General features: G+C 72.5%; 13 protein-coding genes. 6 read left to right on the top strand and 7 right to left on the bottom strand.

The annotated features are described in order from the left end of the window. The first annotated feature begins 4 nt into the window (after positions 1 to 4). Positions 5 to 1,201, top strand: a complete 1,197-nt coding sequence (locus H537_RS0126555) for a lipocalin-like domain-containing protein (protein ID WP_238446807.1) — start codon at positions 5 to 7, stop codon at positions 1,199 to 1,201. Here the strand turns inward: H537_RS0126555 and H537_RS0126550 are convergent. The 5 genes from H537_RS0126550 to H537_RS0126530 all read right to left on the bottom strand — a co-directional run bounded on the left by H537_RS0126550 (position 1,156) and on the right by H537_RS0126530 (position 7,271). Further along, positions 1,156 to 1,971 carry a GGDEF domain-containing protein gene (locus H537_RS0126550; protein WP_156901952.1) on the bottom strand — a complete coding sequence of 272 codons (816 nt, stop codon included), beginning with the start codon at positions 1,969 to 1,971 and terminating at the stop codon, positions 1,156 to 1,158. The genes H537_RS0126555 and H537_RS0126550 overlap by 46 nt on opposite strands. A gap of 186 nt (positions 1,972 to 2,157) precedes the next feature. After that, complete coding sequence (locus H537_RS0126545; protein WP_043460238.1) at positions 2,158 to 3,762, bottom strand: DHA2 family efflux MFS transporter permease subunit; 1,605 nt, start codon at positions 3,760 to 3,762, stop codon at positions 2,158 to 2,160. A gap of 158 nt (positions 3,763 to 3,920) precedes the next feature. Continuing rightward, positions 3,921 to 5,276, bottom strand: a complete 1,356-nt coding sequence (locus H537_RS45655) for an HlyD family secretion protein (protein ID WP_043460158.1) — start codon at positions 5,274 to 5,276, stop codon at positions 3,921 to 3,923. Between the two features lie 37 nt (positions 5,277 to 5,313). Further along, the gene (locus H537_RS45650; RefSeq protein WP_043460156.1) at positions 5,314 to 6,747 is read right to left on the bottom strand and encodes an efflux transporter outer membrane subunit; all 1,434 of its coding nucleotides are present in this window, start codon (positions 6,745 to 6,747) and stop codon (positions 5,314 to 5,316) included. After that, on the bottom strand, positions 6,744 to 7,271 hold the full coding sequence (locus tag H537_RS0126530) for a MarR family winged helix-turn-helix transcriptional regulator (protein ID WP_029000280.1): 528 nt from the start codon (positions 7,269 to 7,271) through the stop codon (positions 6,744 to 6,746). The genes H537_RS45650 and H537_RS0126530 overlap by 4 nt, the downstream gene beginning before the upstream one ends. A gap of 93 nt (positions 7,272 to 7,364) precedes the next feature. On the opposite strand from H537_RS0126530, the gene H537_RS0126525 reads away from it, so the two are divergent. The 5 genes from H537_RS0126525 (at position 7,365) to H537_RS0126505 (ending at position 12,468) form a co-directional block, all read left to right on the top strand. Further along, complete coding sequence (locus H537_RS0126525; protein ID WP_029000279.1) at positions 7,365 to 9,176, top strand: ABC transporter transmembrane domain-containing protein; 1,812 nt, start codon at positions 7,365 to 7,367, stop codon at positions 9,174 to 9,176. Positions 9,177 to 9,318: 142 nt separating this feature from the next. After that, complete coding sequence (locus H537_RS0126520) at positions 9,319 to 9,975, top strand: YiaD family glycine zipper/OmpA-like lipoprotein (protein WP_029000278.1); 657 nt, start codon at positions 9,319 to 9,321, stop codon at positions 9,973 to 9,975. Between the two features lie 121 nt (positions 9,976 to 10,096). Then, a complete protein-coding gene (locus H537_RS0126515; protein WP_029000277.1) occupies positions 10,097 to 11,074 on the top strand; it encodes a thymidylate synthase in 978 nt (325 codons plus the stop codon). A 269-nt stretch (positions 11,075 to 11,343) separates the two neighbouring features. Next, on the top strand, positions 11,344 to 11,844 hold the full coding sequence (locus H537_RS0126510) for a dihydrofolate reductase (protein WP_029000276.1): 501 nt from the start codon (positions 11,344 to 11,346) through the stop codon (positions 11,842 to 11,844). A 45-nt stretch (positions 11,845 to 11,889) separates the two neighbouring features. Beyond that, a complete protein-coding gene (locus H537_RS0126505; protein ID WP_029000275.1) occupies positions 11,890 to 12,468 on the top strand; it encodes a DUF4337 domain-containing protein in 579 nt (192 codons plus the stop codon). Between the two features lie 61 nt (positions 12,469 to 12,529). Here the strand turns inward: H537_RS0126505 and H537_RS0126500 are convergent, their stop codons facing one another. Next, complete coding sequence (locus tag H537_RS0126500) at positions 12,530 to 13,150, bottom strand: hypothetical protein (RefSeq protein WP_238446806.1); 621 nt, start codon at positions 13,148 to 13,150, stop codon at positions 12,530 to 12,532. 37 nt (positions 13,151 to 13,187) lie between these two features. After that, positions 13,188 to 14,357, bottom strand: a complete 1,170-nt coding sequence (locus H537_RS0126495; RefSeq protein WP_029000273.1) for a zinc-dependent alcohol dehydrogenase — start codon at positions 14,355 to 14,357, stop codon at positions 13,188 to 13,190. Between the last annotated feature and the right edge of the window lie 12 nt (positions 14,358 to 14,369).

Below are 14,369 nucleotides of genomic sequence, written 5' to 3'. Positions count from 1 at the left end.
CACCATGAACCACATGCTCTCCCGCCGCTTCTTCCTCGCCGCCGCGCTGCCGGCCGCCTGGCCCGCGCTGCCGCGGGCCGCCACCCCGGCCGAGGCGCCGCGCGGCGCCGGCCTCCCCGGCACGCCGGGCGAAGGCCGCACCGGCGCGGCCGCCCTGGACGCGGCCGTGGACAGCCGCATCGCCCCGCGCCCGCTGAGCTTCCCGCGCGACTTCGGCGCGCACCTGGGCACGCGCACCGAGTGGTGGTACGCCACCGGCGCGCTGCGCACTGGGGACGGCGAGACGCTGGGCTTCCAGCTCACCTTCTTCCGCAGCCGCACCGGCATCGGCGCCCAGGACGGCGGCCGCTTCGCCCCGCGCCAGCTGCTGTCGGCCCACGCGGCGCTCAGCGAGATCCGCGCCGGCAAGCAGCGCCACGCGCAGCGCCTGGCGCGCTGGAACGAGGCGCCGGACGCGCCCCTGGCGGCGGCCTCGGTGCGGGACACCCACGTGTTCATCGGCGACTGGTTCTTCCGCCGCGAGGGCGCGGTGGAGGCCAGCCGCTACCACGCCCGGCTCGCCGACCGCGACGCGGGCTTCGCCTACGAGCTCACGCTGGCCGCCACCCAGCCGCCGCTGCTGCAGGGCGAGGCCGGCTTCAGCCGCAAGGGCCCGGACGTCGAGCAGGCCAGCCACTACTACTCCGACCCCCAGCTGGCCGTCAGCGGCACGCTCTGGCGCGGCCAGCGGCGCGAGGAGGTGCAAGGCCGAGCCTGGCTGGACCACGAGTGGAGCGACGCCTACCTGCACCCGCAGGGCGCGGGCTGGGACTGGATCGGCATGAACCTGGACGACGGCAGCGCGCTGATGGCCTTCCGCATCCGCCACCGCGACGGCAGCACGCTGTGGGCCGGCGGCGCGTTCCGCCCGGCGGGCGGCGCGGCGCGGGACTTCGGGCCGCGCAAGGTGGTGTTCAGGCCGGGGCGCACCTGGCAGAGCCCGGGCTCGCAAGCGCGCTACCCGGTGGAGTGGACGGTGGACACGCCCGCGGGCCGCTTCCAGGTGGTGGCGCTGCTGGACGCGCAGGAACTCGATGCCCGCAGCTCCACGGCCGCGATCTACTGGGAAGGCCTGTGCGAGCTGCGCGACGCGGCCGGCCGGCGCGTGGGCGGCGGCTACTTGGAGATGACGGGGTACGCCTCGCCGCTGCGCCTGGGCTGAATCGGCGCGGCGCGCACGCAGTTGCGGCCGGCTTCCTTGGCCGCGTGCAGCGCGCCGTCGGCGTCGCCCAGCAACGACTCCAGCCCGGCGTGGCCCACGCCCAGCGAGGCCACGCCCACGCTGACGGTGGTGCCCACCGTGGCGCCCTTCCACGCCATCTGCAGCTCGGCCACCGTCTCGCGGATGCGCTCGGCCACGTCCAGCGCGCCCAGCGGGTCGGTCTGCGGCAGCAGCACCGACAGCGCCTCGCCGCTGAAGCGCGCCAGCACGTCGGGGCTGCGCAGCTGGCGCGAGCTGGCGTGCACGATGGCGCGCAGCAGCGCGTCGCCGCAGGAGCGGCCGTAGCGGTCGTTGATGTTGCGGAAGCGGTCGGCGTCCACCAGCAGCACGGCGCAGTCGGCGTCGTAGCGGCGCGAGCGGGCGAATTCGCGCTCGGCCAGCTGCAGGAAGCAGTCGCGGTTGAGAACGCCGGTGAGCTCGTCGCGCGTGGCGCGCACTTCCAGCGCCAGGTTCTGCCTTTCCAGCCGCTGAAGATGCTGCAGCAGCGGCAGCGCCAGCAGCGGCGGCAGCACCCCGCACAGGCCGGCGGCCACCAGCAGCGAGGGCGTGTAGTCCACGCCCATCAGCGCCTGGACCGCCACGCCCAGCGCCTCGCTCAGTGCCACGCTGGGCAGCAGCAGCAGCAGCGACAGGCGCCAGGGCCCCAGGGTCGTCAACAGGCGGCTCAGGCGCTGCGGCCGGGCTCGCTCAGGGAAGGAAGGTGCGTGCAAGGGAAGAGTGTCCATGGGGCCAAGAAGCGCAAATCCCAAGGTCTGCATGCAGCAGGACGGCATGACTGGCTGCGCGGCAAACGGCGCGCCGGCCCGACCAATTTACAGGCAGCGGCCCCCGGCTCCAGCCCGCGCAGACCCGGAGGGCAGCCGGGCTTTTACGGTTGCCGCCATCCGGTGTCTCGCTTAGTGGGCGCCGCCCGCATCGGCCGCCGCGCCGCCGCGGGCCGGGCGCCGGGTGAACCAGATCAGCACGATCATCAGCAGGAACAGCACCGCCGAGGCCAGGAAGATGTCGTCGGCCGCGCGCGTGTAGGCCTGCTGATCCACCAGGCGGTTGATCTGGGCCCAGGCCTGCTCGGCCGTGAAGCCGCCGCTCTGCAGCCTGCTCACCGCCTCGGCCGCCGCCGGGCTGCCCTGCGTCAGCGTCTCGGCGTACTGCGCATGGTGCAGCGCGGCGCGGTTGCTCCACAGCGTGGTGGCGATGGAGGTGCCCATGGCGCCGGCGGTGATGCGCACGAAGTTGCTCAGGCCGGCCGCGGCCGGGATGCGCTCCGGCGGCTGGCCGCTCAGCGCCAGCGTGGTCAGCGGGATGAAGAAGAAGGCCATCGCCGCGCCCTGCATCAGCGTGGGGATGAGGATCTGCGTGAACTCCGTCTGCGTCGTGAACTGCGAGCGCATCCACAGCACCACCGCGAAGCCGATGAAGGCGGCGGTGGCCATGCGCCGCGGATCCCACTGGCCCACCTTCTTGCCCACCAGCGGCGTGAGCAGGATCGCCAGGAAGCCCACCGGCGCCAGCGCCCAGCCCGCGGCGGTGGCGGTGTAGCCCATGTACTGCTGCAGCCACAGCGGCATCAGCACCACGTTGCCGAAGAACACGCCGTAGGCCACCGACAGCGCCAGCACGCCGAAGGTGAAGTTGCGCCCGGCGAAGAGCCGCAGGTCCACCACCGGGTGCTCGGCGGTCAGCTCCCACACGATGAACACCGCCAGCCCCACCACGGCCATCACGGCCAGCGCCAGGATCAGCCCGGACTGGAACCAGTCCTCCTCCTGCCCCTTGTCGAGCATGAGCTGCAGCGAGCCCACCCACATTACCAGCAGCGCCAGCCCGGTCTTGTCGATGGGCAGCTTGCGCACGGGCGTCTCGCGGTCCTTGTAGATGCCCCAGGTGATGGCGGCGGCGGCCAGGCCCACGGGGATGTTGATGTAGAAGATCCAGGGCCAGGAGATGTGGTCCGTGATCCAGCCGCCCAGCAGCGGGCCGGCCACGGGCGCCACCAGCGTGGTCACGCCCCACAGCGCCAGCGCGGTGCCGGCCTTCTCGCGCGGGTAGCTCGCCAGCAGCAGCGTCTGCGACAGCGGGATCATCGGCCCGGCCACCGCGCCCTGCAGCACGCGGAAGGCAATCAGCAGCTCCAGCGAGGGCGCGAAGCCGCACAGCCACGAGGCCAGCACGAACAGCAGCACGCTGGCCGTGAACAGCCGCACCGCGCCGAAGCGCTGCGTGAGCCAGCCCGTGAGCGGCACCGAGATGGCGTTGGCCACGCCGAAGCTGGTGATGACCCAGGTGCCCTGCGTCGGGCTCACGCCCAGGTCGCCCGCGATGGCCGGCAGCGACACGTTGGCGATGGAGCTGTCCAGCACGTTCATGAAGGTCGCCAGCGACAGCGACAGCGTGCCCAGCACCAGCGCGGTGCCGTGCAGCGGCGGCGGCGGGACGTAGCGCGCAGCGGGCGTGCTGGGGCCCGGCTTGGGCACGTCGGCGGTGGGAGAAACAGCACTCACGGAGTCATCCTTGAATTCGTCTTGCGTCAGCCGCAGACCAGCACGCAATGCACCCCGATCCGTTGACGAAGTAGAGAGGGGAAGCGATCAGCTCTCGGCCAACGCCCTGTTCCCTGCTTTTGAACCGCACCATGGTGTGACGTGGCTTGTGTCAGCCCTCACTGCGCCGACGCCCCTCGCACCGCCGCCGTGCGCGCCGATGCGGATGCGGCGGGCGCCGAGGCGACGCGCTCGCCCTCCGCCGCCACCCGCGGCACCACCGCGGAATGCGGCTTGGCTGCCGCGCGCGGCACCGCGCCCAGGTTGGCGGCGATGATGCGCTGCACGTCGGCCTGGGCCTCGCGCTCCTGCGGCGTCATCGCCTCGGCGCCCGCGCCGCCGCCCTCGGCCGGCGCGGAGGCCGCGGCCGGCGCCTGGCGCGGCGTGTCGGCCAGCACCTTGCCGCTCTGGTCGCGCACGTCCACCGTCACGTCCATGGACAGGCCCACGCGCAGCGGGTGGGCCTGCACCTCCTTCGGGTCCAGCTCGATGCGCACGGGCACGCGCTGCACCACCTTGATCCAGTTGCCGGTGGCGTTCTGCGCCGGGATCAGCGCGAAGGCCGCGCCCGTGCCCGCCCCCAGCCCCACCACGCGGCCGTGGTACTCGACCTTGCTGCCGTACACGTCGGCCTCCAGCGTCGCGCTCTGGCCGATGCGCAGCTTGCGCAGCTGAACTTCCTTGAAGTTGGCGTCCACCCAGCTCTGGCCCAGCGTCACGACCGACATCAGCGGCGCGCCGGCCTGCACGCGCTGGCCCAGCTGCACGCTGCGGCGGGCGACGAAGCCGTCCACCGGCGCGCTCAGCTCGGTGCGCTGCAGCGCCAGGTGCGCCTCGCGCACGCGCGCCGCGGCGCGCTGCACGTTCGGGTGCTCCTGCACCGGGGTGTTGTCGGTCAGCGCCTGGCTGGCGACGAGCTGCTCGCGCGCGGCCTGCACCGCGGACTCGGCCGCGGCCAGCGCGCTCTGCGCCGCGGTGCGCTGCGCCAGCACGTGGTTGAACTCCTCGCGGCCCACAGCGCCGCTGGCCAGCAGCGGCTCGCGGCGGCGCACGTCGTCCTGCACGCGGCCCAGCTCGGCGCGGGCGCGCTCCACGTCGGCCTGGCGCGCAGCCACCTGAGCCTGCAGCGCGGCGTTGTTGGCGTAGAGGGTGCGCACCTCGCGCACGGTCTGCGCGAGCTGGGCTTGCGCCTGCTCCAGCGCCACGCGGGCGTCGGCCGCGTCCAGGCGCACCAGCGGCTGGCCGGCGCGCACGAAGTCGGTGTCCTGCACCAGCACCGCCTGCACCGTGCCGCCGAGCTGCGGCGTGATCTGCACCACGTCGGCCTGCACGTAGGCGTTGTCGGTGTTCTCGTAGCGGCTGGCCACCACCAGGTGCCAGCCGCCCCAGGCCAGGCCGGCCACCGCCACCACGGCGGCAATCGCGGTGAGGCCCTTCTTGCGCTGGCTCAGCCGTTGTTCCTTGGGCTCGCTCATGACTGATCTTTCAGGGTGTTCGGGTTGGGCGGCGCCTTCAGCGCGCCGCCACGGATGCGGTGCCGGCGTCCGGCTGCCAGCCGCCGCCCAGGGCGCGCAGCAGCGCCACCTGGGATTCGAGGCTGCGCGCCTGCAGCTCCGCGGCCAGGCGCCGCTGCGCCAGCAGCGGCCCTTCGGCGCTGAGCACGGTGAGCTGGCTGGACAGCCCCGCGCCATAGCGCTGCACCGCCAGCCGGTAGGCGGCCTCGGCGCTCTCCTGCGCGGCGGCCTGCTCCACGCGCTGCTGCTGCAGCGACTGCAGCGAGGCCAGCGCGTCGGCGGCCTCGCGCACCGCCTCCAGCAGCGCGTTGTTGTAGGCCAGCACCGCGGCATCGAGCTCGGCCTCGCGGCCGTGCAGGTTGGCGCGCAGCCGGCCGGTGTCGAACACCGGCAGCCGGATCGCCGGGCCCACGCCCAGCTGGCGGCTGCCGGACTCGAACAGCCGGTCCAGCCCGATGGCGTTGAGGCCGACGAAGGCCGTGAGGTTGACGTCCGGGTAGAACAGCGTGCGCGCGGCCTTCACGTCCTGCAGCGCAGCCTCCACGCGCTCGCGCGCGGCCACGACGTCGGCGCGCCGGCCCAGCAGGTCGGCGCCCAGCACACCCGGGAGCTGCAGCGGCTGCAGCGCCGCCAGCCGCGCGTCCAGCGAGGCCAGCGCCTGCGGCGGCTGCGCCGTCAGCGCGGCCAGCTGGTTGCGTGCCAGCGCGATCTGCTCGTCCAGCTGCGCGATCTGCAGCCGCGCCTCGGGCAGCCCGCCCTCGCTCTGGCGCAGCTCCACGTTGGTGTCCAGCCCGTTGCGCACGCGCTGGCGCACGAGATCCAGCAGCGACTCGCGCTGCGCCAGCGTCTGGCGCGCCACCTCGCGCTGCGCCTGCAGCCGCGCAAGCAGCACGTAGGCGCGCGAGACCTGCGAGGCCAGCAGCACGCGCGCCGCGGCGGCGTCGGCCTGGGCCGCGCGCTGCGCGCCCAGCGCGGCGTTCAGCTCGGCGCGGTGGCGGCCGAAGAAGTCCAGCTCCCACTGCAGGCCGGCCTGCAGGTTGGACGTGGTGTAGACGCCGCCGGCCAGCGGCGGCGGGTAGATGCCGTGCTCGGTGAAGCGCTGGCGCGTGGCGTCGAAGCTGAGCATGCCGCTGGGCAGCAGCTTCGCCCCGGCGGCCTCGGCCGCCGCGGTGGCCCGGGCGATGCGCGCCTGCGCCGCCTGCAGGTTGGGCTGCTCGGCCAGGGCGCGCTCCACCAGCGCGTCGAGCTGCGCGTCGTTGAAGCTGCGCCACCAGTCCGGCGCGACGTTCAGCGGCGTGGCGGTGTCGGCCTGCAGCCCGGCGGCCGCGGCCTCCAGCAGCTTGGAGGGGCTGCGGGACGGGCCCGGGCTGGCGCAGCCGGCCAGGACAATCGCGGCCGCCAGCGCGGCGGCCCGGAGGGCGGGTGTTTTCATTCGGGGTCTTCTTCCTGGAGCGGTGCCGCCGGGGCGGCGGCCTGCACCGCTTCGGCGTTGGCCAGCATGCGGCGCAGCAGCGACAGCAGCGTCTGCCACTCGCCGTGGCTGAAGCCGGCCAGGTGCTCGTTGAGCACCTGCGACAGCACCTTGGGCACTTCGCTGGCCACCTGGCGGCCGGATTCGGTGAGCGTGACGTTCACCACCCGCCGGTCCTCGGTGCTCCGGCTGCGGCTGACGAAGCCCTTCTTCTCCAGCCGGTCGAGCATGCGCGTGGCCGCGCCGGGATCGATGTTGACCTGCCGCGCCACGTGCGCCGACGTGGCGCTGCCGCCAGCCTTGAGCAGCACGAACAGCGGCATCCACTGCCCGTGCGTGAGCTCGTGCGGCTCCAGCCGCACATCGGCCTGCTGGGCAATGGACTGCATCACGCGCCGCATCAGGTAGCCCACGCTGTCCTCGGCGCAGTAGCTGCCGCCATAGAAATCAGCGGCGGTAGAGACGGGTGAACCGGTTTCAGACATGATGGCCGCGACAATAATTGCCTAGACAATCTTTGTCAATGCAAGAACCCAACACCCACCGGGCCTGGGGATTCCCCCACCTACACTGGCGGGATGGCCCGAAAACGTTCCAAGACCGCCGATGACGGCCGCCAGCGCGCGCAGCGCGTGGGCGCGCTCGCGTCGCTGAAGCCCTTTCTGAAGCCTTATCGCGGCCGCATCGCGCTGGCCGGGTTGCTGCTGGTGTGCGCCGCGGCGACGACGCTGGTGTTCCCGCTGGCGCTGCGCGGGCTGATCGACCAGGGCCTGCTGCCGGCCGAGCCCGGCGAGCGGGTGATGATGCTGCGCCAGCACTTCCTGGCGCTGTTCGGCGTGGGCGTGGCGCTGGCGCTGTTCTCGGCCGGGCGCTTCTACATGGTGTCGTGGCTGGGCGAGCGCGTGACGGCGGACCTGCGCAGCGCCGTGTACGCGCGTGTGCTGCGCCAGGCGCCGGCCTTCTTCGAGCACACCGCCACGGGCGAGGTGCTGAGCCGGCTGACCACCGACACCACGCTGGTGCAGACGGTGGTGGGGTCGAGCCTGTCGCTGGGCCTGCGCAACAGCGTGATGGGACTGGGCGCGCTGGGCATGCTGGTGGTGACCAACCCGCGCGTGATGACACAGGTGCTGGGCGTGCTGGTGCTGGTGGTGCTGCCCTCGATCTACTTCGGGCGCCGCGTGCGGCGGCTCTCGCGCGCCAGCCAGGACCGCGTGGCCGACAGCAGCGCCATCGCCGCCGAGGTGCTCAACGCCATGCCGGTGGTGCAGTCCTACGGGCAGGAGGGGCGCGAGGCGGCGCGCTTCGCCGACGCCACCGAGCGCGCCTTCGACACCGCGCGCAACCGCACCCGGGTGCGCGCGTTCCTGGTGGCCTTCATCATCGCGACCACCTTCGGCGCGCTGCTGTGGGGCCTGTACCAGGGTACGCAGGCCGTGGTGGCCGGGCGCATCAGCGCCGGCCACCTGGGGCAGACGGTGGTCTACGTGATCATCCTGGTGGGCAGCGTGGCGGTGCTGTCTGAGGTGCATGGCGATCTGCTGCGCGCGGCCGGCGCCACCGAGCGGCTGATGGAGCTGCTGCACGCCGATGCCGCGATCGAGCAAGCCGCCCGCCCGCGCCCGCTGCCGCCGGCGCGCGGCGGCTCCGAAGTGCAGTTCCACGACGTGTGCTTCCACTACCCCTCGCGGCCGGACCAGGCGGCGCTGGAGGGGCTGTCGCTGCACATCCGCCCGGGCGAGACGGTGGCACTGGTGGGGCCCAGCGGCGCGGGCAAGAGCACGCTGCTGCAGCTGCTGCTGCGCTTCTACGACCCGCAGCACGGGCGCATCACCCTCGACGGCGTGGAGCTGCGCGAGGCGGCGCTGGACGAGCTGCGCGCGCGCATCGCGCTGGTGCCGCAGGACAGCGTGGTGTTCGCCGCCAGCGCGCTGGAGAACATCCGCTACGGCCGGCCCGACGCCAGCGAGGCGGAGGTGATCGCCGCAGCCAAGGCGGCGCACGCGCACGAGTTCCTGAGCGCGCTGCCCGAGGGCTACGCGACCTTCCTGGGCGAGCGCGGGGTGCGGCTGTCGGGCGGGCAGCGCCAGCGCATCAGCATCGCGCGGGCACTGCTGAAGAACCCGCCGCTGCTGCTGCTGGACGAGGCCACCAGCGCGCTGGACGCCGAGAGCGAGCGCATGGTGCAGGCGGCGCTGGAAAGCGCGATGCGCGGGCGCACGACCCTCGTCATCGCGCACCGGCTGGCCACGGTGCAGCGGGCGGACCGCATCGTGGTGCTGGAGGCGGGCGGCATCGTGGACGTCGGCACCCATGCCGAGCTGGTGGCGCGCGGCGGGCTGTACGCGCGGCTGGCGTCCATGCAGTTCGACCTGCGGCCGGCGGCCTGAAGCCGCGGTTCCAGGTGGCCGAGGCGGGTTCGCCCGGTCGGCCGCTGCGCCCGCTCAGGCGTTGTGGGCACGCGCACTGCTGTCGCGTGGGGAGCAGGCTCCCGGGCCTGCCGATATCCACAAGCCTTCAAGGAGAGAACGAATGAAGCAACGCACCCTCTTGCCCGTTCTGGGTCTGGTGACCGCCGCGACCATGTTCACGGGCTGCGCCAACATGAGCGAGACCCAGCGCGGCACCGCCATCGGCGCGGGCGTGGGCGCGGCTACTGGCGCCGTCATCGGCCGCGCCACGGACCACAGCAACACGGGCCGGGGCGCCGTGATCGGCGGCGCCATCGGCGCCATTGCCGGCAACGTCTGGTCGCGCCGCATGGAAGAGAAGCGCGTGGCGATGCAGCAGGCCACGCAGGGCACGGGCATCGAGGTCAGCCGCACGCCCAACGAGGAGCTGCGGGTGAACGTGCCGGCGGACTTCAGCTTCGACGTCGGCCGCGCCGACATCAAGCCGCAGATGCGCCCGGTGCTGGACCAGTTCGCGCGCGGCCTCGACGCCAGCCAGGTCGTGCGCGTGGTCGGCCACACGGACAACACCGGCAGCGACGCCATCAACAACCCGCTGTCGGTCAACCGCGCCAACGCCGTGCGCGACTATCTGGTGATGCGCGGCGTGCCCGCCGCGCGCATCACCACCGAGGGCCGCGGCAGCTACGAGCCGGTGGCCGACAACACCAGCGAAGCCGGCCGCGCGCGCAACCGCCGCGTGGAGATCTTCCTGCGCGACACGCAGCCGGCGGGCTGAGCCGGGAGCAGCCGGCGTGTGTCGGGCGCCACGGCCATCCCGGCCGTGACGCCCTGACGGCAGGCGGGCGTCGCCGGGGCCCCTACACTTTCGCCCCTTTCCAAGCCGCCCGCCCCTTGAAGTGAAGAGCTACCTCGAACTCGTCCAGACCGTCCTCGACCAGGGCAGCTGGCAGGACAACCGCACCGGCATCCGCACGCTGAGCCTGCCCGGCGCCGCGCTGCGCTTCGACCTGCAGCAGGGCTTCCCGGCCGTCACCACCAAGAAGCTGGCCTTCAAGACCGCCGTCGGCGAGCTGGTCGGCTTCCTGCGCGCCAGCCGCAACGCGGCCGAGTTCCGCGCCCTGGGCTGCAAGGTCTGGGACCAGAACGCCAACGAGAACCAGGCCTGGCGCGCCAACCCCTACCGCCTGGGCGAGGACGACCTGGGCCCGGTCTACGGCGTGCAGTGGCGCCAGTGGCCGGCCTACAAGCTGCTCGACCCCGGCGCGACCGGGCAGATCGAAGACGCGCTCCAGCGCGGCTACCAGCGCGTGGGCCTGGTGCAGGACGAGGCCGGCGGCACCCCCGGCGTGCTGCTCTACAAGGCGGTGGACCAGCTGCGCCAGTGCCTGGACACCATCGTCAACAACCCCGCGGACCGCCGCATCCTGTTCCACGGCTGGAACTGGGCGCAGATCGAGGAGATGGCGCTGCCGCCCTGCCACCTGCTCTACCAGTTCCTGCCCAACGCCTCGAAGCGCGAGATCTCGCTGTGCCTGTACGTGCGCAGCAACGACCTGGGCCTCGGCACCCCCTTCAACCTGGCCGAGGGCGCGGCGCTGCTGCACCTGGTGGGGCGCCTGACGGGCTACACGCCGCGCTGGTTCAGCTACTTCGTGGGCGACGCCCACATCTACGAGAACCACCTCGGCATGCTGCGCGAGCAGCTCACGCGCGAGCCGCTGCCGCTGCCGCGCCTGGTGCTCTCCGAGCGCATTCCCGACTTCGCCCAGACCGGCCGCTACGAGCCGCAGTGGCTGGAGCAGGTCGAGCCCGGCGACTTCTCGCTGGAGGGCTACCGCCACCATCCGCCGCTGACGGCGCCGATGGCGGTCTGACGCCGCCACGGCGGCACGGAACCATCCGGGCCCGCGGCCCGTGACGAAGGGCGCGCGAAGGCCGAATCGGTGAGCGCCCCGACCCGGCATCAGGCGGCCGTCAGCGAGGCGGCCCCTACAATCCGGCGCCTTTTTATGCGGGCACGCGCCCCTGGTGCGTGCCCGCTGCGTCGTGCGCCAAGCCGCCGTGCCTTCAGTGCCCGGCCGCCTGGCGACTGCTCCGACCCCCTGCCCCGCGGCCGCCCCAGCGCGCGCCGCCCCGAGCCGACATGAAGATTTCCCTCGTGGCCGCGATGGCCCGCAACGGCGTGATCGGGCGCGACAACGCCATGCCCTGGCGCCTGCCCGAAGACCTGCAGCACTTCAAGCGCGTGACGCTGGGCGCGCCGGTGGTCATGGGACGGTTGACCTGGGACTCCCTGCCGCCGCGCTTCCGCCCGCTGCCCGGGCGGCGCAACGTGGTGGTGACGCGCAACCCCGAGTGGCGCGCCGAGGGCGCCGAGGCGGCGAGCTCGCTGGAGGACGCGCTGCAGCGCTTGGCCGGCGAGCCGGTGGTCTACGTCACCGGCGGCGCGCAGCTCTATGCGCAGGCGCTGGAGCGGGCCGACGAGCTGGTCCTGACCGAGATCGACCGCGATTTCGAGGGCGACACCCGCTTCCCCGAGTTCAACCGCGGCCGCTTCGTCGAGGTGGCGCGCGAGACACGGCGCGCCGAGGCGCCCAACGACTTCGATTTCGCCTGGGTCACCTACCGGCGGCGCCAGGCCTGATCCCGTTCCAGATCCATTCAAACAAAGCTCAAGGAGAACCCCCACATGTCCGGCCACGGTTTCCACGTTCACGGTCCGCACGACCACGAGATCGAACACGCCGCCCACCATGGGCAGAAGGACCCCTTCCAGGGCCGCATCGCCGTGACCACGGCGGTGCTGGCCACGGTGGGCGCGCTCTTCGGCTACATGGGCGGCGCCACGCAGGCCAACGCCACGCTGTTCAAGAACAACGCCGCGATCAAGAAGACCGAGGCGTCGAACCAGTGGAACTACTACCAGGCCAAGAGCAGCAAGCAGAACCTCTCGGAGCTGGCACTGCAGCTGGTGGCGGAGGAGAAGAAGCCGGACGTGCGCAAGGAGATCGACCGCTACAAGAGCGAGAAGGCGGAGATCAAGGAAGGCGCGGAGAAGCTGGAGCACGAGGCGCTGGACTGGGACCACCAGTCCGACGAGCAGATGCACCTGCACCACCGCTGGGCCCAGGCGACCACGGCGCTGCAGGTGTCCATCGCGCTGGCGGCCATCGCGCTGCTGACGCGGCGCAAGTGGCTGGAGATCCTCATGTACGGCGTGGCCGGCGTGGGCGGGCTGCTGGGCGCGGCGGCGGCGATGCACGTGTAAGGACAACGGGCGACTGCCTGGCAGTCGCCCTTTCCTTCCGGCGCCGTGCTCGGCGCGGCGGTCAATGCAAGGTATACGGCCGCAGCGCCTCCGGCGTGCGCATGTCGGCCGGCATCTCGAAGTTCGACAGCGCGGCGCCGCGCATGCATTCCGGGTCCTGCGGCAGGCCGCTGCGGTCGCTGTAGTCGTGCTGGGACTGGGCATGGCGCGCGGCCTGCGCGCGAGGCACGGCCGTGGCGCAGGCCACGTCCAGCGCGGTGACGCCGGCCACCGCCACCATGGCCGACACGGCCCGCGTGCGCTGCACGTCGTCGCCGGAGACGGCGCGCGTGCCCAGGGTGGTGAGGTCCAGCGCGTCGCCCGCGACGCGGGCCCACAGCCAGGGCGTGGGGTTCTTCGAGAACAGCAGGCCCACGCCGACCGCCACCTCGCGCCAGCCGTAGGCCTTCACCAGGGCGTCGCGCCCGTGCAGGCCGGTGGCGCGACCCATCAGCCGCGGCATGAGCACCTCGGCCAGGCCCAGGCCGATGCTGAACCAGCCCAGCCCGCGTGCCAGGCGGCGCGAGGGCAGCATGTGGCCGTCGTCCACTACCGCGTCGTGGCGCCGCTGCGCCGGTGCGTGCGGGCTGTACACGCCGCTGGGAACGCCGCTCTCGCTCAGGGAACTCTGCTGCTGATCCATGACGGGACTCCTTGCTGCTTGGGATTGAGGGCCTGGCTCAGGGCTTGAGCACGACCTTGATGCAGCCGTCCTGCTTGTCGCGGAAGGTGGTGTACATCTGCGGTCCCTGTTCCAGCCCGACGGTGTGGGTGATGACGAAGGAAGGGTCGATCTGCCCTTCCTCGATACGCCTCAGCAAGTCTTCGGCCCAGCGGTTGACGTGGGTCTGGCCGGTGCGCACCGTGAGGCCCTTGTTCATGAGCGCGCCGAAGGGCACCTTGTCGATGAGCCCGCCGTAGACGCCGGGAATGGAGAGCGTGCCGGCGGCGCGGCAGACGTAGATCATTTCGCGCAGCACGTGGGCGCGGTCGCTCTCCAGCATCAGCGCCTGCTTGGCGCGGTCGTACATGGAGTCGATGGAGCGCGTGGCGTGGGCTTCCATGCCCACGGCGTCGATGCATTTTTCCGGGCCCTTGCCCTGCGTGAGCTCCGCCAGGCGCTCGATCACGCTCTCGTTGTCGAAGTCGATGGTGATCGCGCCGCCGGCGCGGGCCATGTCCAGCCGCTCGGGCACGTGGTCGATGCACACGACCTGCTTGGCGCCCAACAGCAGCGCGCTGCGGATGGCGAACTGCCCCACGGGCCCGGCGCCCCAGATCGCCACGGTGTCGGTGGGCTGGATGTCGCACTGCACGGCGGCCTGCCAGCCGGTGGGGAAGATGTCCCCGAGGAACAGCACCTGCTCGTCGGTGAGCCCGTTGGGCACCTTCACCGGCGTGACGTCGGCGAAGGGCACGCGCACGTACTCGGCCTGACCGCCGGCGTAGCCGCCGGTGAGGTGCGTGTAGCCGAAGAGGCCGGCGGTGGTGTGGCCGAAGACCTTGTCGGCCACGTCCTTGTTGCGGTTGCTGCGCTCGCAGACGCTGAAGTTGCCGCGCCGGCACTGCTCGCACTCGCCGCAGCAGATGGTGAAGGGCACCACCACGCGGTCGCCGACCTTGAGCTTCTTGTTGTCGCGGCCGACTTCCACGACCTCGCCCATGAACTCGTGGCCGACGATGTCGCCCTTCATCATCCCGGGCATGAAGCCGTCGAAGAGGTGCAGGTCGGAGCCGCAGATGGCGCAGGACGTGACCTTGATGATGGCGTCGCGCCCGTCCTCGATCTTCGGATCGGGCACGTTGTCGCAGCGGATGTCCTTCTTGCCGTGGTAGCAGAGAGCGCGCATTGCAGTCCTTTC

Origin of the sequence: Azohydromonas australica DSM 1124, from assembly GCF_000430725.1 — a bacterium.
Taxonomy (GTDB): domain Bacteria; phylum Pseudomonadota; class Gammaproteobacteria; order Burkholderiales; family Burkholderiaceae_C; genus Azohydromonas; species Azohydromonas australica.
Note: the sequence above shows the minus strand (reverse complement) of the source record. Positions and strands in the feature narration are given on the sequence as shown.